At 58.4% G+C, this 21,251-nt stretch carries 24 protein-coding genes and 1 tRNA gene; 12 read left to right on the forward strand and 13 right to left on the reverse strand.

The window, feature by feature from the left end; translation table 11 throughout:
* Positions 1 to 71: 71 nt before the first annotated feature.
* From ACIQTS_RS00455 to ACIQTS_RS00490, 8 genes are all read right to left on the reverse strand, one after another.
* Complete coding sequence (locus ACIQTS_RS00455) at positions 72 to 299, reverse strand: NF038396 family protein (protein WP_105656882.1); 228 nt, start codon at positions 297 to 299, stop codon at positions 72 to 74.
* 7 nt (positions 300 to 306) lie between these two features.
* On the reverse strand, positions 307 to 882 hold the full coding sequence (locus ACIQTS_RS00460; protein ID WP_332498260.1) for a dihydrofolate reductase: 576 nt from the start codon (positions 880 to 882) through the stop codon (positions 307 to 309).
* The gene (locus tag ACIQTS_RS00465) at positions 879 to 1,688 is read right to left on the reverse strand and encodes a thymidylate synthase (protein WP_105657074.1); all 810 of its coding nucleotides are present in this window, start codon (positions 1,686 to 1,688) and stop codon (positions 879 to 881) included. Before ACIQTS_RS00465 ends, ACIQTS_RS00460 begins: the two co-directional genes overlap by 4 nt.
* A gap of 109 nt (positions 1,689 to 1,797) precedes the next feature.
* Positions 1,798 to 2,127, reverse strand: coding sequence for a GNAT family N-acetyltransferase (locus ACIQTS_RS00470; RefSeq protein ID WP_332594902.1), 330 nt, complete (start codon positions 2,125 to 2,127; stop codon positions 1,798 to 1,800).
* Positions 2,128 to 2,266: 139 nt separating this feature from the next.
* On the reverse strand, positions 2,267 to 3,274 hold the full coding sequence (locus ACIQTS_RS00475) for an NUDIX hydrolase (RefSeq protein ID WP_332502983.1): 1,008 nt from the start codon (positions 3,272 to 3,274) through the stop codon (positions 2,267 to 2,269).
* Positions 3,274 to 5,490, reverse strand: a complete 2,217-nt coding sequence (locus ACIQTS_RS00480) for an RNA degradosome polyphosphate kinase (protein ID WP_105656878.1) — start codon at positions 5,488 to 5,490, stop codon at positions 3,274 to 3,276. The genes ACIQTS_RS00475 and ACIQTS_RS00480 overlap by 1 nt, the downstream gene beginning before the upstream one ends.
* Before the next feature lie 84 nt (positions 5,491 to 5,574).
* Complete coding sequence (gene mshD, locus ACIQTS_RS00485; RefSeq protein ID WP_332727211.1) at positions 5,575 to 6,531, reverse strand: mycothiol synthase; 957 nt, start codon at positions 6,529 to 6,531, stop codon at positions 5,575 to 5,577.
* 52 nt (positions 6,532 to 6,583) lie between these two features.
* Positions 6,584 to 7,252 (reverse strand): response regulator transcription factor, encoded by a 669-nt coding sequence (locus ACIQTS_RS00490; RefSeq protein WP_332487083.1) that lies wholly within the window; start codon positions 7,250 to 7,252, stop codon positions 6,584 to 6,586.
* 198 nt (positions 7,253 to 7,450) lie between these two features.
* Between ACIQTS_RS00490 and ACIQTS_RS00495 the strand changes: the two genes are divergently transcribed.
* From ACIQTS_RS00495 to ACIQTS_RS00505, 3 genes are all read left to right on the forward strand, one after another.
* Complete coding sequence (locus ACIQTS_RS00495) at positions 7,451 to 8,119, forward strand: hypothetical protein (RefSeq protein ID WP_105661542.1); 669 nt, start codon at positions 7,451 to 7,453, stop codon at positions 8,117 to 8,119.
* Between the two features lie 266 nt (positions 8,120 to 8,385).
* Complete coding sequence (locus ACIQTS_RS00500) at positions 8,386 to 9,000, forward strand: FABP family protein (protein WP_133833614.1); 615 nt, start codon at positions 8,386 to 8,388, stop codon at positions 8,998 to 9,000.
* 2 nt (positions 9,001 to 9,002) lie between these two features.
* A complete protein-coding gene (locus ACIQTS_RS00505; RefSeq protein ID WP_133833615.1) occupies positions 9,003 to 10,085 on the forward strand; it encodes a folate-binding protein YgfZ in 1,083 nt (360 codons plus the stop codon).
* A gap of 74 nt (positions 10,086 to 10,159) precedes the next feature.
* Here ACIQTS_RS00505 and ACIQTS_RS00510 read toward each other — a convergent pair whose 3' ends face one another.
* From ACIQTS_RS00510 to ACIQTS_RS00525, 4 genes are all read right to left on the reverse strand, one after another.
* The gene (locus ACIQTS_RS00510) at positions 10,160 to 11,188 is read right to left on the reverse strand and encodes a 6-phosphofructokinase (RefSeq protein ID WP_400288553.1); all 1,029 of its coding nucleotides are present in this window, start codon (positions 11,186 to 11,188) and stop codon (positions 10,160 to 10,162) included.
* 254 nt (positions 11,189 to 11,442) lie between these two features.
* Positions 11,443 to 11,685 carry a PspC domain-containing protein gene (locus ACIQTS_RS00515; RefSeq protein ID WP_105656871.1) on the reverse strand — a complete coding sequence of 81 codons (243 nt, stop codon included), beginning with the start codon at positions 11,683 to 11,685 and terminating at the stop codon, positions 11,443 to 11,445.
* 35 nt (positions 11,686 to 11,720) lie between these two features.
* A complete protein-coding gene (locus ACIQTS_RS00520; RefSeq protein ID WP_133833616.1) occupies positions 11,721 to 11,969 on the reverse strand; it encodes a hypothetical protein in 249 nt (82 codons plus the stop codon).
* A 12-nt stretch (positions 11,970 to 11,981) separates the two neighbouring features.
* Positions 11,982 to 13,304 carry a PspC domain-containing protein gene (locus tag ACIQTS_RS00525; RefSeq protein WP_402470492.1) on the reverse strand — a complete coding sequence of 441 codons (1,323 nt, stop codon included), beginning with the start codon at positions 13,302 to 13,304 and terminating at the stop codon, positions 11,982 to 11,984.
* Between the two features lie 126 nt (positions 13,305 to 13,430).
* Here ACIQTS_RS00525 and ACIQTS_RS00530 point away from each other — a divergent pair, with 126 nt between their 5' ends.
* Both ACIQTS_RS00530 and ACIQTS_RS00535 read left to right on the forward strand, forming a co-directional pair.
* The gene (locus ACIQTS_RS00530; protein WP_402470495.1) at positions 13,431 to 14,684 is read left to right on the forward strand and encodes a PspC domain-containing protein; all 1,254 of its coding nucleotides are present in this window, start codon (positions 13,431 to 13,433) and stop codon (positions 14,682 to 14,684) included.
* Between the two features lie 4 nt (positions 14,685 to 14,688).
* A complete protein-coding gene (locus tag ACIQTS_RS00535) occupies positions 14,689 to 15,357 on the forward strand; it encodes a LuxR C-terminal-related transcriptional regulator (RefSeq protein WP_402470497.1) in 669 nt (222 codons plus the stop codon).
* Between the two features lie 74 nt (positions 15,358 to 15,431).
* Here ACIQTS_RS00535 and ACIQTS_RS00540 read toward each other — a convergent pair whose 3' ends face one another.
* Entirely contained in the window at positions 15,432 to 16,631 is a 1,200-nt protein-coding gene (locus tag ACIQTS_RS00540) for a pyridoxal phosphate-dependent aminotransferase (protein WP_402470500.1), read from the reverse strand.
* A gap of 268 nt (positions 16,632 to 16,899) precedes the next feature.
* Here ACIQTS_RS00540 and ACIQTS_RS00545 point away from each other — a divergent pair.
* The 7 genes from ACIQTS_RS00545 to rplL all read left to right on the forward strand — a co-directional run bounded on the left by ACIQTS_RS00545 (position 16,900) and on the right by rplL (position 21,206).
* Positions 16,900 to 16,972 (forward strand) — tRNA-Trp (locus tag ACIQTS_RS00545).
* A 114-nt stretch (positions 16,973 to 17,086) separates the two neighbouring features.
* The gene (gene secE, locus ACIQTS_RS00550; protein WP_038992215.1) at positions 17,087 to 17,335 is read left to right on the forward strand and encodes a preprotein translocase subunit SecE; all 249 of its coding nucleotides are present in this window, start codon (positions 17,087 to 17,089) and stop codon (positions 17,333 to 17,335) included.
* A 72-nt stretch (positions 17,336 to 17,407) separates the two neighbouring features.
* The gene (nusG, locus tag ACIQTS_RS00555) at positions 17,408 to 18,277 is read left to right on the forward strand and encodes a transcription termination/antitermination protein NusG (RefSeq protein ID WP_332487099.1); all 870 of its coding nucleotides are present in this window, start codon (positions 17,408 to 17,410) and stop codon (positions 18,275 to 18,277) included.
* A gap of 130 nt (positions 18,278 to 18,407) precedes the next feature.
* Positions 18,408 to 18,839: a 50S ribosomal protein L11 gene (rplK, locus tag ACIQTS_RS00560; RefSeq protein WP_105657674.1), complete on the forward strand. Its 432-nt coding sequence runs from the start codon at positions 18,408 to 18,410 to the stop codon at positions 18,837 to 18,839.
* A gap of 135 nt (positions 18,840 to 18,974) precedes the next feature.
* A complete protein-coding gene (gene rplA, locus ACIQTS_RS00565) occupies positions 18,975 to 19,679 on the forward strand; it encodes a 50S ribosomal protein L1 (RefSeq protein ID WP_105661540.1) in 705 nt (234 codons plus the stop codon).
* 557 nt (positions 19,680 to 20,236) lie between these two features.
* Positions 20,237 to 20,758, forward strand: a complete 522-nt coding sequence (gene rplJ, locus ACIQTS_RS00570) for a 50S ribosomal protein L10 (RefSeq protein ID WP_105657672.1) — start codon at positions 20,237 to 20,239, stop codon at positions 20,756 to 20,758.
* A gap of 73 nt (positions 20,759 to 20,831) precedes the next feature.
* A complete protein-coding gene (gene rplL, locus ACIQTS_RS00575) occupies positions 20,832 to 21,206 on the forward strand; it encodes a 50S ribosomal protein L7/L12 (protein ID WP_133833621.1) in 375 nt (124 codons plus the stop codon).
* Positions 21,207 to 21,251 lie beyond the last annotated feature (45 nt).

A 21,251-nucleotide genomic window follows, 5' to 3' on the forward strand; every position in this document is an offset into this window, starting at 1 on the left:
TTACACCAGTTAAAGCAGAATCACACCCAAGCCCCAGCAGGGTTCAGGTGTGACTCGGTGCAGCCAAAGTTTTACTTTTCCTCAAGCAGCAGCTTGCGGTTCTTGATCGCCCACATGGCGGAGAAGATAAAGATCTGCGTCGGGACCAGCAGCATGATCAGGCCGAATACCTTGTGGCCGCCGAGAACCATGAAGAAGCCGAGTACGGCCACCACCAAGGCCAGCAGCGGGAAGAGCATGTATCCGAGAATGAAGAGTGCTTCGGGGTGCTGCTTGAGCTCTCCGATGTATTTTTTCATGGTCGTTCTAATCCTTTTGGCGAAGCCAGGTTTCAAAGCGGTAGCGGGTACCGGTGGAGGAAGTGTGCCAGTGGGCAGCTTCCGAATCTAGGGACGGATCGGATGCGCCCAGAGCGAAGTCAGCGGTGAGCTTCGGTGCGGAGGTATCTCCAGCAGGGGAGGCATCGAGCTTGGTAATCACCGCGACGTCCAGCAGCGCCAGTGCCTGGGCATAGACCTTTCCGCCGCCAATGATCCATACTTCTTCGCCGCCGGCGCTGCGCTGTGCCAACGCGATGGCTTCTTCCAAGCTGGAGACGGGGAGTGCGCCATCCTTGCGCAGCTGCGCGTGGGCATCAGCCTGCGTGGTCAGTACGATGTTGGTGCGTCCTGGCAATGGACGGAACTTCGCCGGGAAGGAATGCCATGTGGCACGACCCATGATTACTGGATGACCAGCGGTCGTGCGCTTGAAATGGGCCAGGTCCTCGGGAACGTGCCATGGCATGGCGCCGTCAGCGCCAATAATGCCGTTCTCGGCTTGGGCCCAAATGGCGCCAACCAGCGGTTCAACGTCGTGTGCGTGGCGAGGCTTGGGAGTCATACCGCTACGGCTCCCTTGATCGTCGGGTGGTGCTGGTAGTCGTTGATGCTGAAATCTTCCAGCGTGTAGTCGAAGATCGACTCGGGCTTGGAATTGAAGCTGAGCGTCGGGTATGGGTAAGGATCGCGGGAGAGCTGCTCCTTGACCTGTTCCAAGTGGTTGGTGTAGATATGCACGTCGCCACCAGTCCAGATGAACTCGCCTGGCTCCAGATCGAGCTGGTGGGCAAGCATGCGCGTGAGCAGTGCGTAGGAAGCGATGTTGAACGGTACGCCCAGGAACATGTCTGCACTGCGCTGGTAGAGCTGGCAGGAGAGCTTGCCCTCGGCCACGTAGAACTGGAAGAACACGTGGCATGGAGGCAACGCCATATTCTGGATCTCTGCGACATTCCACGCCGAGACGATGTGGCGGCGGGAGTCCGGATTGTTCCGCAGCGAGTCGACCAGCTGGGAGATCTGGTCAATGTGGCCGCCATCGGGAGTTGGCCAGCTGCGCCACTGGACACCATAGACCGGTCCGAGTTCGCCGGCTTCGTCAGCCCATTCATTCCAGATACGCACGCCCTGGTCCTGCAGCCACTTCACATTGGATTCGCCGCGCAGGAACCACAAGAGTTCTGCTGCCACGGATTTGAAGTGCACGCGTTTGGTGGTGACCAGCGGGAAAGAATCCTTCAGATCGAAGCGGATCTGGCGGCCGAATACCGACAGCGTTCCAGTTCCGGTGCGGTCTTCCTTGGAGGCGCCGTTCTCCAGCACGTCTCGAAGCAGATCTTCATAAGGGGTTGCGATTGGAGTCGTCATCATACCTGTCGTGCTGGTGGTCGGCGCTGGCATATTCACACGTCCCAGTTTAGATCAAACGGAAAGTTCCTGGAACTAAGCGCATTGATGATGCTGCTCGCACTCGAGCCTAGCTCGCAGCCACCATGTCGTTATACTCCGGGTAGCGGCGCAGGTAGTCCTGGACGTAGCTGCACTCCGGAACGATCTTCAGCCCCTTGTCGCGGAACTTGTCCAGGACCAAGGTCACCAGCGCGCGGGCGTATCCACGACGGCCAAATTCCTCATTGACTATGGTGTGCTGGATGGTGGCGATGCCATCTTCTTCGTAGTAGCCGAGGAAACCGACAAAAGTGGAACCGTGCCACAGCGAATAGCGGCCGCGGCTGGCATCGTGATCCAAACGCAGTCCATGGTGCACAATCTTCTCGACTGGCTGGTTCGGTTGCTGGGCAGTCATGGCATTACCTCATTCTTGGCTGTGACGTGTCTCCTATTCATAGTCTCATCCCTAACCGGAGGTAGATGCAACGGCTGGTGCCACGCCCTGAGAGAACGCTGAAGCCCGGCATGCAATGCCGGGCTTCATCCGCATCAGACTAGTCGTGATACGGCGTATGAATCTCAAAGGAAACAATTCGCGGGCTGCCGGATTGGACCTGCTGCGCAATGATCAGGGACCCCGGTTCCAAATAGGGATCCTGGTCCGGCAGGGCCTTGGCCAGTTCATCAGTGGAGTTCTGGGCAAGAACCTCCAGCACGAAGGGCAGCACCGGGCGATGGGTACAAATCACCTGGGAACGGTACTTGTCGAAGAGCTTCTGCACGGCCTTGCGTGCCCGCTCCGGATTGCGTGTCGCCGCATGTTCGGTCAGGGCCTTAACGCTCTTGAGCTTCAACGCGTGCAAGGCGGCATAGGGCGTGATCGTCTGGACGCATCGCATCCACGGAGAAGAGGCCACGTGCATCGGCTTCCAGGCTTCGAGCATCCGGGAAACTGCCTGCGCCTGGCGTCGTCCCGTCGCCGCCAGCGGGCGGTCTCCTTCGGCACGAGTCCAGTTGCCGCGAGGCTTGGCCTTTGCATGGCGGACAATGAGCACCGGGTGCGTATCGAGCACACCGGCTTCATAAGCCAGGACCAGATCGGCCAGCGGCTGGTTGTCCGTGGCAATGGACAGCATTTTGGCAGCCTTCTTGGGACTGGTCCAAAGAGCCTCGTCGCATTCTGCGCCATCAGGCTCAATTACCGTCTGCGCATCGGTCTTGGCTGCCCAATAGTAGACAACCTTGGTTTTCTGGCCCACGGAGTAGGCGGTGGCTGAAAGCGGGATGCCCAAGGTGATGCGCAACCCGATTTCCTCGCGGACCTCGCGCAGCGCACACTCGGCGATGGATTCACCCTGATCCAGTTTGCCCTTGGGCCAGGACCAGTCATCGTACTTTGGGCGGTGGATCAGGAGAACTTGGAGTTTGCCGTCCTTCACGCGCCAGGGGATTGCCCCGGCGGCCACGATGTCGTATTCGCCAAGGCGGATTTCCTCGGCATCTGCAGAACGGATGATGTCACGAGCCCTGGTGCGGGTATCGCGCAGCTCTGGTTCGGTCACTAGCTATTACGTCCACTGTTTCGTCGGCGGGCATGTTCTTCAACTAACCAGAACTGGACGTCCGAGAGCGCCTTGCCATCCTCGTCCTGGTAATGGCGAATCCAGTCGCCATCGGAGTTCAGGTGCCACGAAGCGGTCTTGTCGTCCATGTAGCGGGCCAGCAGGGTGATCATGCGATCAATGTCCTCCTGGTTGCGCAGCGAGACCAGGGCTTCCACGCGACGATCCAGGTTGCGGTGCATCATGTCGGCGGAGCCGATGTACACCAGTGGATCTCCGCCGTTTTCAAACATGAACACGCGGCTGTGCTCAAGGAACCGGCCCAAGATGGAACGTACTTCGATGTTCTCGCTCAGTCCCGGCACTCCCGGGCGCAGGGCGCAGATGCCGCGAACGATGACTTCCACCTTGACCCTTGCCTGGCTGGCCCGGTACAGCGCATCGATGATGGCTTCATCCACGATGGAATTGACCTTGATGACGACCTTTGCCGGCTTGCCGGCCGCGGCGTTGACTATCTCCTTCTCGATATGCGCCAGCAAGCCGGTGCGTACCGAGCGCGGAGCAACCAGCAGGCGGTTGTAGGTCGAGCGCGGGGCGTAGCCCGAAAGCTGGTTGAACAGCTTGGAAATATCCTCGCCAACTTCGTCGTCGCAGGTGAGCAGGCCGAAGTCTTCGTAATACCGCGCGGTGCGCGGGTGGTAGTTGCCGGTGCCGATGTGGCAATAGCGGCGCAGCTTGTCGCCTTCGCGGCGAACCACCAAGGAGAGCTTGGAGTGGGTTTTCAGGCCCACGATGCCGTAGACCACGTGCACGCCCGCCTGTTCCAGCTTGCGCGCCCAAGAGATGTTGGCCTGCTCGTCGAAGCGGGCCTTGATTTCTACCAGGGCCAGAACCTGCTTGCCAGCTTCGGCCGCATCAATCAGCGCATCGACGATGGGCGAGTCGCCGCTGGTGCGGTACAGGGTCTGCTTGATGGCCATGACCTTCGGATCAGCTGCGGCCTGTTCCAGGAAGGCCTGCACGCTGGTGGAGAAGGAATCATAGGGATGGTGAAGCAGGATGTCGCGGCGCCGAACGGCCGCGAACACATTGGCGGCTTTGGCAGTTTCTGATTCGTTCAGGTAGTTCGAGGTATGGCCAACATGCTTGGTGTAGTGAAGCTCTGAACGGTCCAGCGACGCAATAACGCCCAAACCGCGCAGGTCCAATGGGGTGGGAAGCTTGAAAACCTCGTCCTCTTCAACACCGAGCTCGCGGGTGAGCAGCTCCATGATTTCAGGGTTGATGTCATTGGCGACTTCCAGGCGAACGGGAGGACCGAAGCGGCGGCGCAGCAATTCCTTCTCCAGCGCCTGCAGCAGGTTCTCTGCATCGTCCTCTTCAACTTCCAGGTCCTCGTTGCGGGTGACACGGAAGAAGTGGTGCTCGACGATTTCCATCCCCGGGAACAACAGCTCCAAGTGCACCGCAATAAGTGCTTCGAGCGGGATGAACCGGGCCGTACGCAACGAAGAGTGCGCCGCGCGGGTGCCGTCGATGCTGATCAGGCGGGCGATGGTGTCTGGCACCTTCAAGCGGGCAAAGAGTTCCTTGCCGGTCAGCGGGTTGCGGACCACCACAGCCAGATTCAGCGACAGCCCGGAGATGTACGGGAATGGGTGAGCAGGGTCAACCGCCAGCGGAGTGAGTACCGGGAATACCTGGGAAACGAACCACTTGGAAAGCAGGTCACGCTCGGATGCCGAGAGGTCTTCCCAGGTGGTGATGCGGATACCCTGCTCGGCCAAATCGGGGTATACCGAGTCGGCGAAGACTTTGGCATGGCGGGTCTGCAGCGCGTGGGCCGAGGATAGCAGCAACTCCAACTGGTCTACCGGGTTCATTCCGTTAGCCGCCGGCACCGCCAGTCCAGCGTGGATGCGGCGCTTCAGCCCGGCAACGCGAACCATGAAGAACTCATCAAGGTTCGAGGCGAAGATGGACAGGAAGTTCACCCGTTCAAGCAAGGGCAGATCGGTGTCTTCGGCCAGCTCCAGAACGCGGGCGTTGAAATGCAGCCAGCTGAGCTCACGGTCAAGGAAACGCTCATTTTTGAATCCGCCATCAGGATGCAGATCCGGTAGCGAATCTGCTGGCTCTATACGATCTTCATTGACCTTCGAGGAAGGAACATCACGTAGCTGAGTACCAGTTTCCTTGGGGTAGCTATTCATCGGCTGAACTCACTTCTTTCCTGCAAGTGGACGCTAAAGACACCGCTGGCGGCAGTCGCGATAAATCAGGGACTGCCGGTACCCCTAGTCTATCTTCTGCGGACCGTACATAATGTCCGCATCCCAAAGTGTGAAGCCCAGCGAGCGGTAGAGCTTAACTGCAGCTTCATTATCGGCATCCACGTACAAGATCACCGCATCGACGCCCAGTTCCAGAAGGTAGTTGATGCCGGTGGTGGTCAAGGACCGGCCCAGGCCTAGTCCCTGCGCTTCGGGAACGACTCCGACAACGTAAACCTCGCCGGTGGGGCGGACCGCGTCTGCGGTAGCAGGATGGATTTTGGTCCAGTGGTAGGCGAGCAGATTCTCCTCCGCGTCAAAGGCCAAGAAGAAGCCGGATGGGTCGAACCAGTCCTCGGACATGCGCGCTTCGAGGTCATTGAGGGTCAGCGAACCTTGCTCGGGATGATGCACGAAGGACTTGGCGTTAGCTTCCAGCCATTGCGGCTCGTCCTCGCCTACACGGAAGGTGCGGACCGTAATCCGGCGATCAATCGCAGGCTCTTCAAGGTAATCGGTGCCTTCGCGGCGCATCCGGAACAGCTCGCGTACGCGGTCCAGGCCCACACCTGCGGCCAGCTTCTTGGCTGCATCGTGGTCGCCGTGCGCCCACGCCTGGATCTTCGAGAGATCCAGCAGCTCACCGAGCTTGCTCAGCAGGGCCCGGCCAATGCCAGCGCGGCGATGCTCGGGGTGGACTACCAGTTCCAGGACCCAAGGCTGATCCGGGGATTCCCGAACCGCGATGGCAACGCCGGCCAACGTCGACTCCGCGCCTTCGCCGGCTTCAGCCAGCAGGGCAAGCAGATTCTGGCTAGGCTCATCGGCTGCCAATGCCACCAGGGTCTGGTCGCTCAACGGCGGGTTGCCATCGGCTTTCTGCGCATCGAGGGCTAGCTGGCGCACGTCGGATAGCGCCCGTTCATCAAGCTCACCGGGGACGTGCTGGATGGAAACAGTGTTCTGTGGCAGTTCGCTCATGCATTTCACGATAGTCGTAAAATGTGCGAAGTGGGTAGGAGTTATCTGAAAGTTATGATTCGGTGTGGAAGCGGTAGCCGACGTTGCGCACCGTTCCGATGAGCTGTTCATGATCGGTGCCGAGTTTCGCGCGCAAACGTCGCACATGCACGTCTACGGTACGGGTGCCTCCGTAGTAGTCGTATCCCCACACTTCATGCAGCAGCTGTTCGCGGGTGAAGACTCGGCCGGGGAACTGTGCCAGGTACTTGAGCAGTTCGAACTCTTTGTATGTCAGGTCCAGCATGCGGTTATCGATACGGGCGGTGTAGCTCAACTCATCGATGCGCAGGCCCGAAGTGCTTTCAGTGGCCACCGGTGCGGGGGCGGGAACCGTGGCTCCGGAGAGCATCAGGCGGATGCGTGCATCAAGCTCGGCAGGGATGGCGGAAGGCAACAGGAAATCAGTCGCAAACCAATCCGAGTTCAAAATGCCCAGTGCGCCTTCGCTGACAACCAGCAGCAAGGGCAGATTCAAATTGGCGTGCAATAACTGCGCCAGGGAGCGTGCCGGAATGAGATCTGTCCGGGCATCGAGGATGACCGCGTCGCACTCAGGGATTTGGCTCAGCGACTCCGTTGTTGCAGGGAAGAAAGAAATCTCGTGCAATAACAGTTCGAGTGCCGGAAGAACTTCAGCGGCATTTTCGGCATGATTACTTAATAGCAGTAGGTGAGCCAATCGGTCTTCCTCCTGCCAGATAGTTGCGAAAAAATCACTTTTACGTGTCACAGTATAAGGAATGAATCAGTTGAAGCACGCATGTGAACACGCAAGTGCGGACACATTACCGTCAGGAATCAGAATTTGAGAATCAAGGTTTTATTCAGTGGACTCGTTGCAGCGGCACTGCTTGTCGTTGTTGCAAGTCTGGATTCGATGAGCTGGCTGATGGGTGTGCTCACCGCGGTCTTGCAGCTGATTTTCGCCTATACCTGGCCACGAATGGTCCGCTCCGATGCGCCTTGGCCGATCACCATCATCTTGGCGTTGTGCTCTTTGGCGGCTACGGCTTCGACCATGTTCATGCCAGGCGGGTCGGTGATGTCACATAGTGTCGAAGCAATCGCCGTTGGCGTGCTTCTGGTATTTATCAGCCAGGTATTGCGCGGGGCAGAAGCCGAAGGCCGGCTGGCCGGTGTGGTTTCTGGCGTGACCGGCATAGTCCTGGGCGTGCTGGGTTCCGCCTGGGCCGCTAGTGCTTATGTGCCCTACGGCTTTGGGCTGGCCGTCACAACCGTGGTCGCTCTGCTTGGGGCTGGTGCGGTTGCCGTTACCCGCCTGCCAAACCGGATGACCATGATCCTGGCGCCTGTGGTCGCTGCCGCATTGGGCGCGGCCTCCAGCGCGCTGCCAATCGATATGCTCTGGTACCAAGGGGCGACCCTGGGACTGCTGACCGGCTTGCTGGTGGGTTCATTACGGGCATTGGCCTTGGTCAGCCGCAGCGTACGAAACATGAGTGGAATCCTTGGCCTTGCCTGCGCCATCTTGCTGATGAGCGGTGCGGTCAGCTGGTACGCGATGGAAGTGCTGGCTTTCATTTAGCGGTGAGCGGTTCAAATATGATGCTAGCTGCGTCACGCGTGTCGAAGTTCTCCTGCCTCCCGCGCTAAGATGAAGCCATGAATGAAAATTACCTTGCAATCGAAATTTTCTTCCAGGCACTTGTAGTGATCGCCGGTCTCGGAATGGCTGGGTTCGCAGGCTTGGTAGTGAAGCGCCTCTTCCAGGGCCAGAAGTAGAAACAGCGCACACAACAACGTGTGCGCTGTTTTCATTTCATCACTAACTGACTTAGGAGCGAGTAGTCCATGGCTTTTGACCTACCTACGGACCTCACCCCGGAACTTGTACCTTTCGCATGGCTCATCGGCACCTGGGAAGGTGCTGGCCGTCTTGGCGAAGGCGAAGCCGAGGACGAGTTTTTCTGGCAGCAAGTCACCTTCCGTGACGTTGGCGGGCCGTACCTTGAATACCGCAGTGAAGCCTGGCTGACCGAAGCCGATGGCACGAAGCTGCGGATCCTAGCCGTTGAAACCGGCTTCTGGTCCTTGGACCGTGAACAGCAGGAAGCCGATGCCGGTCCTGGCATGGAGCCCGGTGACATCTTCCCGGTACTGCGTTCGGCCGACGATGTGCAGAAGCTGCATACCGAAGACGGCTTCAAGATCCAGGCGCAAATTGTCCGACCAGACGGCATCTCAGAGCTGTATTACGGCCTGATTAATGGACCACGCATTCAGCTGGCCACCGAGAGCTTGCTGCGCAGCAAGAACGCCCAAGCTTACGCGTCCTCAACCCGGATCTACGGTCTGGTCAATGGCGAGCTGTTCTGGCGCTGGGATGTTTCCAAGGGCAATATGGATCTTCAAGCGCACGCCTCGGCGGCGCTCAAGCGTGTCACCTCGGAAGGCACGGTGCACTAATCATGGCCACTGAATACCGTTCGGTCCTGCTGGACCGTGCTGCTGCAGTGGAAGCTGGCGGCGTAGATGCCGGCGTCGCAGCCCACTACGGCGCTCCTACCCGCGAAGCTCGCAAACTCGCTGAGGGCCAGGCAATTGCCGATCTGAGCCATTTCGATGTTGTGGAGATCCGCGGCGAAGACCGCCAGAGTTGGCTCGATACGCTCAGCAGCCAGCGCATTTCCAGCCTGAAGCCAGGAGACAGCACCCAGACGCTGCTGCTTTCGGTTCAAGGACGCATTGAGCACGAAATGAAGGTGCTGGCCACCGCAGATCGCTTGCTGCTGATCGTTGAACCTGGTGCCGGAGCAGCGTTGGCGCAGTTCCTGAACTCAATGCGCTTCATGCTGCGCGTTGAGGTCAATGATCTTTCCGAGAGCTACGGCGTATTGGCGGCTACCCGCAAGATTGGCACTGCCGGGAGCCTGGTCTGGGAGAACCCATGGCCCGGAATCACCGACGGTGGTTGGGCCTATTCCCGTGAGGATCACCCGGGCAAGGAACGTCCGTGGTTCTTGCATATCGTGGAGTTGGAGCAGCTTGCCGTCGCAGTAGCTGACGAAGAGCTGTCAGGCATGATGGCTGTCGAGGCCTTGCGTATCGCCGCGTGGGAGCCGCGCTTCGGTGCCGAGATAGACGACAAGACCATTCCCCACGAGTTGGATTGGCTGCGTACCGCGGTGCACATGGACAAGGGCTGCTATAAAGGCCAGGAAACAATTGCCCGGGTGCACAACATCGGCCACCCGCCTCGTCGCATGGTTTTCTTGGACCTCGACGGTTCCATGCACACGCTGCCTGCCACCGGCGCCGAAGTGAAGCTGGGGGAGCGCACGGTTGGCCGGATCACTTCCGCGACTTTGCACTATGAAGCCGGGCCAATCGCCTTGGCCGTGGTCAAGCGCAACGTTGACCCGGAAGCGGTTCTGTCCGTGGTGGACGGCGAAACGAGCTACCCGGCAACGCAGGAAGTCATTGTGGCGACCGACGCCGGCCAGGTCGCTGGGCGCTTTACCGGGTTCCTGAGAACCCCGCCGCAAGGCTAAAGGCCAAAGAGAAGGGCGTGGGTTGGAATGCTGTGAACAGCATTCCAACCCACGCCCTTGGTGTATCTCCAGGCCTAGCCGAAGAGCACGGCGGCCTCTTCGTAGCGTTCCATGGGGACACGCTTGAGGTTGTTCAGTGCGGCACGCAGCGGTACGCGCAGCACCTTGGTGCCGTGCAACGCCACCATGGTGCCCCACGCCTCGGCATGGATGGAATCCACCGCAGCCATTCCCAAACGGGTGGCCAGGACACGGTCAAAAGCGGTGGGGACGCCGCCGCGCTGAATATGTCCCAGCACGGTTGCACGCGTTTCGATGCCGGTACGTTCCTCAATGACCGGGGCGAGCATCTCCCCGATGCCGCCAAGGCGGGCGCGTCCGAAGGAATCGAGACCACGTACCGAGAACGCTTCTTCCATGCCTTCTGGCACAAAGCCTTCGGCCACAACCACCAACGGGGCGCGTCCGCGCTCATGGGCTTCGTTCACCCACTGGCAGATCTGCTCCATGGTGGTGGAAACCTCCGGGATGAGCACCGCGTGCGCACCGGATGCCATCCCCGCGTGCAGTGCAATCCAGCCTACGTGGCGGCCCATTACCTCGGCCACCATGCAGCGGTGGTGGGAATCGCCGGTGGTGCGCAGGCGGTCAATGGCTTCGACCGCAATCTGGTTAGCGGTATCGAAACCGAAGGTGTAATCCGTGGCGTCCAAGTCATTATCGATGGTCTTGGGAACGCCAACGATAGGAAGGCCGGCTTCGCATAGGCGCTGGGCGCCAGCTAAGGTGCCTTCCCCGCCGATGGCAATCAGCGCATCGATGCTAGTGGATTTGAGAACCTTGGAAATGTTCTCCGCGCCACCAAGTTCCCCTTCAAACGCATTGGTGCGTGAGGTGCCCAAAATGGTGCCGCCTTGCTTGGCGATGCCACGCACAGCGGTTCGCGGAAGGTCGAAGAAGTCGCCTTCCTTGACGCCGCGCCAGCCGTCGCGGAAACCGACGAATTCGTCGTCGTAGCTTTTGATGCCATTCAGTACCGCACCGCGGATGACGGCGTTCAGACCGGGGCAGTCGCCGCCTGAGGTCATGATTCCAATGCGCATTGGCCCTCGCTTAGTAATGGGAAAGCCTTGTGCGACAGCTGGAGCGTGCAGGCCCCGTGATAACGCTGTAACAGCAAAGAGTTCCATTCGGATTTCAGTCAATATCCGCGCGCCATTGAGCATCTACTCTGCGTGCCATTGTACGTGCTTAAAGCCACTAGGGCGAGTCTCATGTCACGGAAGTGCACGAGCCTCGCCCTAGCCGGATAGCGATGCCAAGCATCGTTCCCGAGCAGGCCAGCCGGGAACGGTATTTAGAATTTGCGAAGCCAGTTCTGCAAGATGATGGTGTTGTCCTGCGCTGGGATCAGGATCCACGCCAGGATATATGCAGCAACACCCATTACCGGAAGCAAGAACGAAAGCAGTAGGGCGATACGCACCAAGGTGACATCCCACCCGAACTTGTCGGCGATGCCCCCGGCGACGCCACCGGCCAATCGGCCTGGCCCGCGACGAAGCGGCATGGAACGAAGCGAGTTGAAGAATGCGTCCATCAGAGAACTCCTAATTGTTGGAAAAGCTTGGAGGCTTAGAGATTGGGGTCGGTGGGAACCGGTGGTTCGGCTTCGGATTTGCGGGCCTTGCCGGCCGATGCCAATCCGGAGAAGATCATGGCTACGCCGGCCAAGGCGACGATAGCGATGAAGAACAGCGGCATGTCAAAGCTCCACTGCAAGACCAGACGGCTGAGCGATGCCAGGGCGACAACGATCAGAATCAGGCCGAAGACCAAGGTTCCGGTAGGGAATTTCCTAGCGGGAGTAGAAGAAGTATTCATGGGGCTCAGTCCTTAGAAATCCGTGTTGCTGGGGTTCAGGATGCTGGGATCATCCACGGTCGTGGAGAACGAGGAAAAAACTCCGTCTACTTCAATGGTCAGCATTGGTGCATTTCCCGGCAAGGACCGCCGGTCCTGCGGCAGTTCCATATCCATTCCGGAAAGGAATGCGCCGTCGGTCTCGATCTTCACCGGAACATTGTCCGGCAGCAGCAGATCCATTCTGGAGAAGACCGAATCGATCTCCACCGTGGTGGGTTTGGTGATACTGCCCAGATGGGTCAGGTCAACCGTTGAGCTGCTGAAAACAGCGCTGTATTGGCTGTCGCTGCCGGTAGCCGATCGAACGAACCCGCGGGCAGATTCCTCGAAAGACGTAGCAGAGAAGATCACCGTCAGGACCAGCAATGGAATGGCCAAACCCAACAGGCCTCCACTGGTTCGCCCGGAGAGGGCCGCTAGGACAATGGTGATGCCAACAAGCAACAGGCCGCAAGCCAAGGCCACGGTCCAGCCCGAACCAGGCAAGGCCACGATATCCAGGTAGTCGGCCAGCATGACCACGGCGACCACCAGCACGGTAACGCCGAAGACGGTGGTGCCAAGCCAACCCGGAATCGGGCGGCTGATCGGCTTGCGATTCGCCTTGGCACTGTAGGCCTTCGTGTATGCGGGATCCGGCGAATAGCTATTTTCGTACTGGCCCGCTGGACCAGAATCACCTGAATTCATGGGGTGCTCCTTCATCGGCGCATCCGGGTAGTTCGTCCCGAACCCGCTAGCTACGCTCGCATTGAAACTCTGGGTGCCGTCCTCACGCCAAGGATGCTCCAACGCGGTGCTCTTCTCGGCAGCCCTTGGCGAGGCAGCAGAGCTGTCACCGGTCGCTGCCGGATTGCGGGCTTGGTCCGGACGCGCAAACCGGGTGTTCTTCCTGCTGAAGATAATGAATGCGATAGCCGCAACAATAGCCAGGGGCCACAGGACCGGTGCCAGCGAATCCAAGAACCAGGGAGCAGGGAAGATGCCCAGCGCAAAGATGATCACCGCGCCAGTCATGCCGCTTGTCCAGTTCCGGTTCACGGCACTTTCCAGATGCATTTTGCCTCCCGCATCAGGAAGCAACGCCCAAGCCAGTCCATAGAGCACCATGCCCAAGCCGCCTAGGACACCGAGCACCACGAAGATGCCGCGGATCAGCACTACATCGACCTTGAAATATTCGGCGACACCAGTTGCAACGCCACCGAGCCACTGCGAGTCCTGGCGAGTGATCGGTGATTTGCGCAGCTGGTCGTAAAAGCCGCGACGACGTTGAGAGCCTTCGTTGTTCATAGTCCAATGTTCTCGTGTGGCAGGGGTCCCGCGCTATGAGGGGATACCCTGAACTTCCCCTAGGGGTGCCCCTAGATCCGGTGATCAACCGGGAAGAAACGACAAGAACGTGCTTGACTTAGAACTATGGAAAGTCCTGAACGGCGTTTGATGGTGCGCAGCGAGAACCGGCCAATCGCCGGCGTCTGCGGCGGCCTCGCGGAGCACCTGGGCATCCCGCTGGGGTACGTGCGTATTGGGTTCCTGGGATTGTCCGCACTGGGCGGCATCGGCATTCTGCTCTACGCGTGGCTTTGGGCATTCGTCCCGAGCGCCGAAGAGGCGCACGCTGACGAGCTTCGCTCCTGGGGCACCAGATCACGCAGCCTTGCTGAAGAAATGAACCGGGTGCAGCAAGGCATCTTCCGTCCACGCGAAGGTTGGGAAAGGAACTCCACCTGGCGTGACACGCTGATCGGTGCGGGCCTGCTGGCGCTCGCCGTCCTGGCTTATGGACAGTGGACCGGCTGGAATATCCGCTGGGATCTGATCTGGCCTACCTTGGGCGTGATTGCCGGTATTGTGCTGGCTTGGATCCAGTTCGATGAAGGTATCACCGAGCACAAGAAGCGCCCGTCATTGCCTTTCTTGCTGCGCCTGGCTTTTGGCCTGGTCCTGGTCATCGGCGGTCTGCTGGCCCTGCTGGGCAATACTGTCGGAGCCACAGACCTGCTCGGCGGCTTGTGGGCGGCCTTGGCGATCATTGTCGGCGCAGTCGTGGTGTTGCTTCCCTGGGGCACTCGGCTTTGGCGCGATTTCATCGCTGAACGGAGCTCGCGCCAGGCGGCGGCCCAACGTGCAGAGTTCGCGGCCCACCTGCACGACTCGGTCTTGCAGACCTTGGCAGTGATTCAAAAACGCAGTGAAGACCCAGCGGCGGTGAGAACCTTGGCACGCGTCCAAGAGCGTGAACTGCGCCAATGGCTGTACGGCAACCATGACCTTGATGATGAAGATGTAATCGTTGAGATCCAGCACGAGGCAAGCCACATCGAACAGCTGCTACTGCGTGATGTAGAAGTCATATCCGTAGGCAATGCTCAGGGCTTTGCCGGGCAGCAGGCACTGGTGGCCGCTAGCCGCGAGGCGATGATGAACGCAGCGAAGCATGCCGAGGGCAAGATTTCGGTATTCATCGAATGCTCGGCCGAACAAGTAGAAGTGTATGTGCGTGACCGCGGCACCGGTTTTGAAGTAGATGGAATACCGGCGGACCGGCACGGCGTCAGGGAATCAATCATTGGCCGCATGCAACGCGCAGGCGGCATGGCGCATATCCGGAGCGGTGAATCCGGAACCGAGGTGCAGCTGAGCATGCCACTGAACATGGAGGAAGAATAGAAACATGAACGCTGAGCACACCACCGAGAACTACCGTGTAGTGCTGGTGGATGACCACGCCATCTTCCGTTCCGGTTTACGTGCCGATTTGGCCCAGGACATCCAGATTGTCGGGGAAGCTGGCACCGTGGAAGGAGCCATCGAGGTGATCACCGAACAGCAACCGGATGTGGTGCTCCTGGATGTGCACCTGCCCGGTGGCCGCGGCGGGGGCGGGGCCGAAGTGCTCAAGGGGTGCACCGGGCTGCTGGGATCCACGCGTTTCCTGGCATTGAGCGTTTCCGACGCAGCACAGGACGTAGTGACGGTCATCCGTGCCGGTGCTCGCGGGTATGTCACCAAGAGCATTTCCGGGGCCGAAATTTCCGATGCAGTACGTCGCGTGGCCGGGGGAGATGCCGTGTTCTCGCCACGCTTGGCCGGGTTCGTCCTGGACGCCTTTGGCAGCAGCGGTCCGGTGGCAGAAATTGATGAAGAGCTGGATTTGCTCTCTGACCGCGAATTGCAAGTCATGCGTTTGATTGCCCGGGGATATAGCTATAAGGAAGTAGCCAAGGAACTGTTCATCTCGGTAAAGACCGTGGAATCGCATGTGTCCAATGTGCTGCGCAAGCTCCAGCTATCCAACCGCCACGAACTTACCCGTTGGGCTGTGGACCGCAAGATCCTCTAAACGGCACTGCGGCAAAGCACAGAAGCCGGGCAGTCCATCATGGACTGCCCGGCTTCTTTAGCGGCGCGGTTTTTCTACTTGGCTTCGCCCAGCAGCTTGGCCATCCGTGCGACGCCTTCTTCGAGATCAGCATCACCCAGTGCATATGACATGCGGATATAGCCGGAAGGGCCGAATGCTTCACCTGGAACGACGGCAACTTCTGCCTGTTCCAGGATGAAAGCAGCAAGTTCTGCACTGGTGTTGTTCACAACGCCGCGGATTTCGCGACCCAGCAGGCCTCGAACATCCGAATACGCGTAGAACGCGCCTTCCGGAGTAGGGCAGTGCAGGCCGTCAATCGCGTTCAGTGATTCGACGATGGCCAAGCGGCGACGGTTGAAGGCAACCTTCATGTCGTTCACGGCATCCAGCGGCCCGGCAACAGCAGCCAGGGCGGCTCGCTGCGATACGTTGGAAACGTTCGAGGTGGCGTGGGACTGCAGGTTGGTGGCGGCCTTGATGACATCCAGCGGACCTGCCATCCAACCCACGCGCCAGCCGGTCATTGCGTAGGTCTTTGCCACGCCGTTGAGGATGACAACTCGGTCTTCGAGCTCTGGGACCAAGGTCGCGATGGAGCTGAAAGTTGCATCGCCGTAGGTCAAGTGCTCGTAGATCTCATCGGTAACAACCCACAGCCCCTTGGAAGCAGCCCACTGGCCGATCTCGCGGACCTGCTCCGGGGTGTATACGGCACCGGTGGGGTTCGAAGGAGAAACGAACAGCAGCACCTTGGTGCGTTCGGTCAGTACGGATTCGAGCTGTTCGACGGTAACCTTGTAGCCCTGCTCCGGGCCGGCAAAGACCGATACGGCCTTGCCTCCGGCGAGCTGGATGGCTTCGGGATAGGTGGTCCAGTACGGAGCCGGAACGATGACCTCGTCACCTGGATCAAGCAGGGTTGCGAAGGTGTTGTACACCGCCTGCTTGCCGCCATTGGTGACCAGAACCTGGTTGGCCGTGAGCTCGTAGCCCGAATCGCGCATGGTTTTGGCGGCGATTGCTTCGCGCAGCTCGGGAAGGCCGGCTGCAGGGGAGTAGCGGTGGTTCTTTGGATCCTGGGCCGCCTTGACTGCTGCTTCGACAATGTAGCCAGGGGTTGGGAAGTCGGGTTCACCGGCACCGAAACCGATTACTGGTCGACCTGCTGCTTTAAGAGCCTTCGCCTTGGCATCTACTGCGAGAGTCGCGGATTCGGAAATTGCGCCGATGCGGCGAGAAATGCGAGACATTGGGGATTCGTCCTGAAGTCTATGGGGACAGCTGTTACACCTCAGTTTAGTTCGCAACCTTGCACTTCAGCATCACAATTTTGAAAATGACACAATAAGGTGCGCAACGGGGCGCGGGAATGCGTTCTGCGCCACACCGGAGGTTGTCAGTTCGACATTTCCGATTTCGTTGCGTAAAGTTATTTCTCGTTGCCGAGACATCGCAACGGACGAAGCTGAATGTTTTATCCGCTAAGATGTTCTAGGTGGGAGCGGTAAAAAGCTCCGAAGGGTAGTGGCGCAATTGGTAGCGCAGCGGTCTCCAAAACCGCAGGTTGCAGGTTCGAGTCCTGTCTGCCCTGCGCAATAGCGATTTATCGCTTAGCGAATTATCTCATCACGGTGTGTTGCAGTCGAATAGACTATGGCACACCGTGATTGTTTCAACTGGCCAAATTTTTGAAACGAGGAAGAACATGACCGAATCTGCTCTCAGCTCCGGTAAGGGTGGGCAGAAGTTGGGTTTCTTTGCCCGGATCTTCTTGTTTTTCCGCCAGGTAATCGCAGAACTTAAGAAGGTCGTCACCCCGACCCGCAGTGAACTAGTGAATTATTTCCTGGTTGTTGTCGGTTTCGTGGTCGTGGTGATGCTGATCGTGACGGCCCTGGACTTCGTCTTTGGGCAGGGTTCGATCCTCCTGTTCACCAACAAGGTCGAACAGTAATTTTGTTGCCTCGGAGGTATGATTACCCCGAGGCAATTTAGTGTCATTCAGTCAAAGAAAGCAGGAGCTGCAGTGTCCGACAAGGAACTCGAACCGCAGATTAATGACGAGGTCGAAAACGAGTTCGTTGAAGCCGCCGGCGATCAGGTTGAGCCAGCTGTAGAAGCTGACGTCGACCCAACCGAAGCACCAGCACAGGACGCTGAAGACGCTCAGGTAATCGAAGGCGCAGCTGAAGAAGCTGAAGGCGAAGACAACGAAGCCGAAGCTGAAGAAGCCGAGGGCGAAGACAACGAAGCCGACGCTGAAGAAGCCGAGGGCGAAGACAACGTAGCCAAGCTCAAGGAAGAATTCCGCGCTAAGCTCCGTCGTCTTCCAGGTGACTGGTTTGTCATTCACACCTACGCTGGTTACGAAAACCGCGTGAAGGTCAATCTTGAGACCCGTATCCAGACCCAGGACATGGATGAGTTCATCTTCGATATCCAGGTTCCAATGGAAGAGGTCGTCGAGGTCAAGAACACTCAGCGCAAGATCGTTCGCCGCGTGCGCATCCCGGGCTATGTCCTGGTCCGCATGGAGCTGACTGACGCGTCGTGGGGTGTTGTTCGACACACTCCAGGTGTCACTGGATTCGTTGGCAACGCCCACGATCCAAACCCACTGAGCCTTGACGAAGTGTTCTCCATGCTTGAGCACACCATCGTTGATCCAGTAGAGCAGCCATCGGCGTCCAAGCCAGGCCGTGCTCCAATTACTGAGGTCACCGTGGACTTCGAAGTCGGCGAATCGGTTATCGTCAATGACGGACCGTTCGAAACGATGCCGGCAACCATCTCGGAGATCAAGCTGGATGCCGCACAGCTGGTTGTACTGGTTTCGATTTTCGAACGTGAAACCCCAGTGACCTTGAACTTCAACCAGGTCACCAAGATCCAGTAGTATTAAGTCTTCGTGCCCCGCATCGGTCGCTTATCGATGCGAGGGTACGCTTGGCTGTCGCGCCACGATAGCCAGATCCCCGTGCCACGCTCCTGTGCCACGGGAAACGCAAGAGTAAGAAGGACCCGACATGGCCCCAAAGAAAAAGGTCACCGGACTCATCAAGCTGCAGATCCAGGCAGGTGCTGCTAACCCAGCTCCTCCGATCGGTCCAGCCCTTGGTCAGCACGGCGTCAACATCATGGAATTCTGCAAGGCTTACAACGCAGCGACCGAGTCGCAGCGCGGTAACGTTGTTCCAGTTGAGATCACCGTATACGAAGACCGTTCGTTCACTTTCATCACCAAGACTCCTCCTGCAGCTGAGCTGATCAAGAAGGCAGCTGGCATTGCAAAGGGTTCGGGTGTTCCGCACACCGACAAGGTTGCTAACCTGACCCAGGCTCAGGTTGAGGAAATCGCCACCACCAAGATGGCTGACCTGAACGCAAATGACCTGGCTGCTGCAGCCAAGATCATCGCCGGCACCGCCCGCTCCATGGGCGTGACCGTAGAAGGCTAATCCCGCCTTCCGCTGTTCACACGCTGGATAGCACTCAAGAATTCAATCTAAGGCGAAACGCTCATCCGATCGATTCGCCCGTGGCAGGACCCCGCGCGGTCCATATGACCACGACTGCATAAGGAGAAAACGCAGATGGCAAAGCGCAGCAAAGCATACGTAGCCGCCGCGGCTAAGATCGATGCCGACAACAACGTCTACGCTCCAGCCGAGGCAATTGCCCTGGCTAAGGAGACCGCAGGCGATAAGACCAACTCGACCGTTGAGGTTGCTTTCCGCCTGGGTGTTGACCCACGTAAGGCTGACCAGATGGTTCGCGGTACCGTAAACCTTCCACACGGCACCGGCAAGACCGCCCGCGTGGTTGTTTTCGCTAACGGTGACAAGGCAGAAGCAGCTCGCGAAGCTGGCGCCGACTTCGTTGGCTCGGACGACCTGATCGAAAAGATCCAGGGCGGCTGGACCGACTTCGACGCAGCAGTTGCAACCCCTGACCTGATGGGCAAGGTTGGCCGCTTGGGTAAGGTACTGGGTCCTCGTAACCTGATGCCAAACCCTAAGACCGGCACCGTGACCATGGATGTGGCCAAGGCTGTAACCGACATCAAGGGCGGCAAGATCGACTTCCGCGTCGACAAGCACTCGAACCTGCACTTCATCATTGGCAAGGTTTCGTTCGACGCAAAGCAGCTGACCGAGAACTACGCAGCAGCTCTGGAAGAGGTTATGCGCCTGAAGCCTTCGGCTTCGAAGGGTCGCTACATCTCGAAGGCAACCATCGCTACCACCTTCGGTCCAGGTATTCCTGTTGACGCGAACGTAACCCGCGTTGAGGCCTAAGTCTAGTAGCTAACTAGCTTGGGGGAGCATGCCGATAATCGGCATGCTCCCTTCCTTTTTAAGCGAGGAATCTGCGCGATGGCCACGGCTGCTGGAAAGCGTATTCATGTTTCGTACCAGCCGGTAGCCGATGATAAGCTTTGACTACCGAGTATCTCGGTCATCCGCGTATGGATCCCCCAAGGCCCTACGCGGATGAGATACGAAAGTTTCCCCAAAACTTTTGTATCGGCGGGACTTACTACTAGCGTTCCCCAAGCGTTGGTAAATGAGTCCCGCCATTCTAATTTAATTCCCCTAGTGACCAGGATCATGAGATTGGCTCCGGCTTCGATTTGCTGTGGGCTGGAGTGCTCCTATAAACTAGAAATACCGAAGACCGTCGGTCGAGCATTTGGTTTCCAACTGCTCCTAAAGATCCGCAAGGATGACCAACGCAGGTTACATAGATTTTTTGACTTTGAATAAGTTGAAACGCCCTGTGCTCCTGCGCGGGGCTATTTTTATGGCCTCGCCGGTTTTGAAACGGTACCGAACAAATCCCCGGAAGGAGTGTTATGGCAACCCCAAGCAAGACTGCAGCGATTGAAGAAATCACCGCGGAATTCAATGATTCGTCGGCGGCTGTCTTGACCGAATACCGTGGGCTTACCGTTGCACAGCTCAAGGATCTGCGCCGCTCGCTTGGTCAGGAGACCAAGTACGCAGTCGTAAAGAACACCTTGACCGCAATCGCAGCGAAGAACGCTGGCATCGATGCTTTCGATGAACAGCTTTCTGGTCCAACCGCAATCGCCTTCATTAAGGGCGATGCAGTTGCTGCCGCTAAGAGCCTCACGGAATTCGCCAAGACTAACGAAAAGCTGGTCATCAAGACCGGTTGGTTCGAAGGTAAGGCACTGGACCAGAGCGGCATCGCTGCTTTGGCTGCGCTGGAATCCCGCGAAACTCAGCTCGCCCGCGTTGCAGCAGTGCTGCTGGCTCCAGCTTCCGCTGCTGCCCGCGCTGTCGAAGCTCTGCGTGCAAAGCTCGACGAGAACGGTGGCGAAGCTGCCGAGGAAGCTCCGGCAGAAGCCTAAGCTTTCGAGTTCTCTCGCAACGTAAACCCAAATTCATCGGCCCTCAAGGCCAAAAACCGAAAGGACGCCCACCATGGCGAAGCTCAGCAACGAAGAGCTGCTTTCCGCATTCAAGGAAATGACCATCATCGAACTGTCCGAGTTCGTTAAGGAATTCGAAGAGACCTTCGACGTAACCGCTGCTGCTGTTGCAGTTGCTGGTCCAGCTGCAGGCGGCGAAGCTGCTGCTGAAGAGAAGACCGAATTCGACGTAGTCCTCGAGTCGGCCGGCGACAAGAAGATCGCAGTTATCAAGGAAGTTCGCGCACTGACTTCCCTGGGCCTGAAGGAAGCTAAGGAGCTCGTTGACGCTGCTCCAAAGGCTCTGCTTGAGGGTGTTGCAAAGGACGCTGCCGAGAAGGCTAAGGAAGCTCTGGAAGCTGCCGGCGCTACCGTCACCGTTAAGTAAGTACAGCGGTCACTCGCAACTTATTGCCAAAGGTCCACAGACGAA

This window comes from Glutamicibacter sp. NPDC090743 (assembly GCF_044769125.1).
Lineage (GTDB): Bacteria > Actinomycetota > Actinomycetes > Actinomycetales > Micrococcaceae > Glutamicibacter.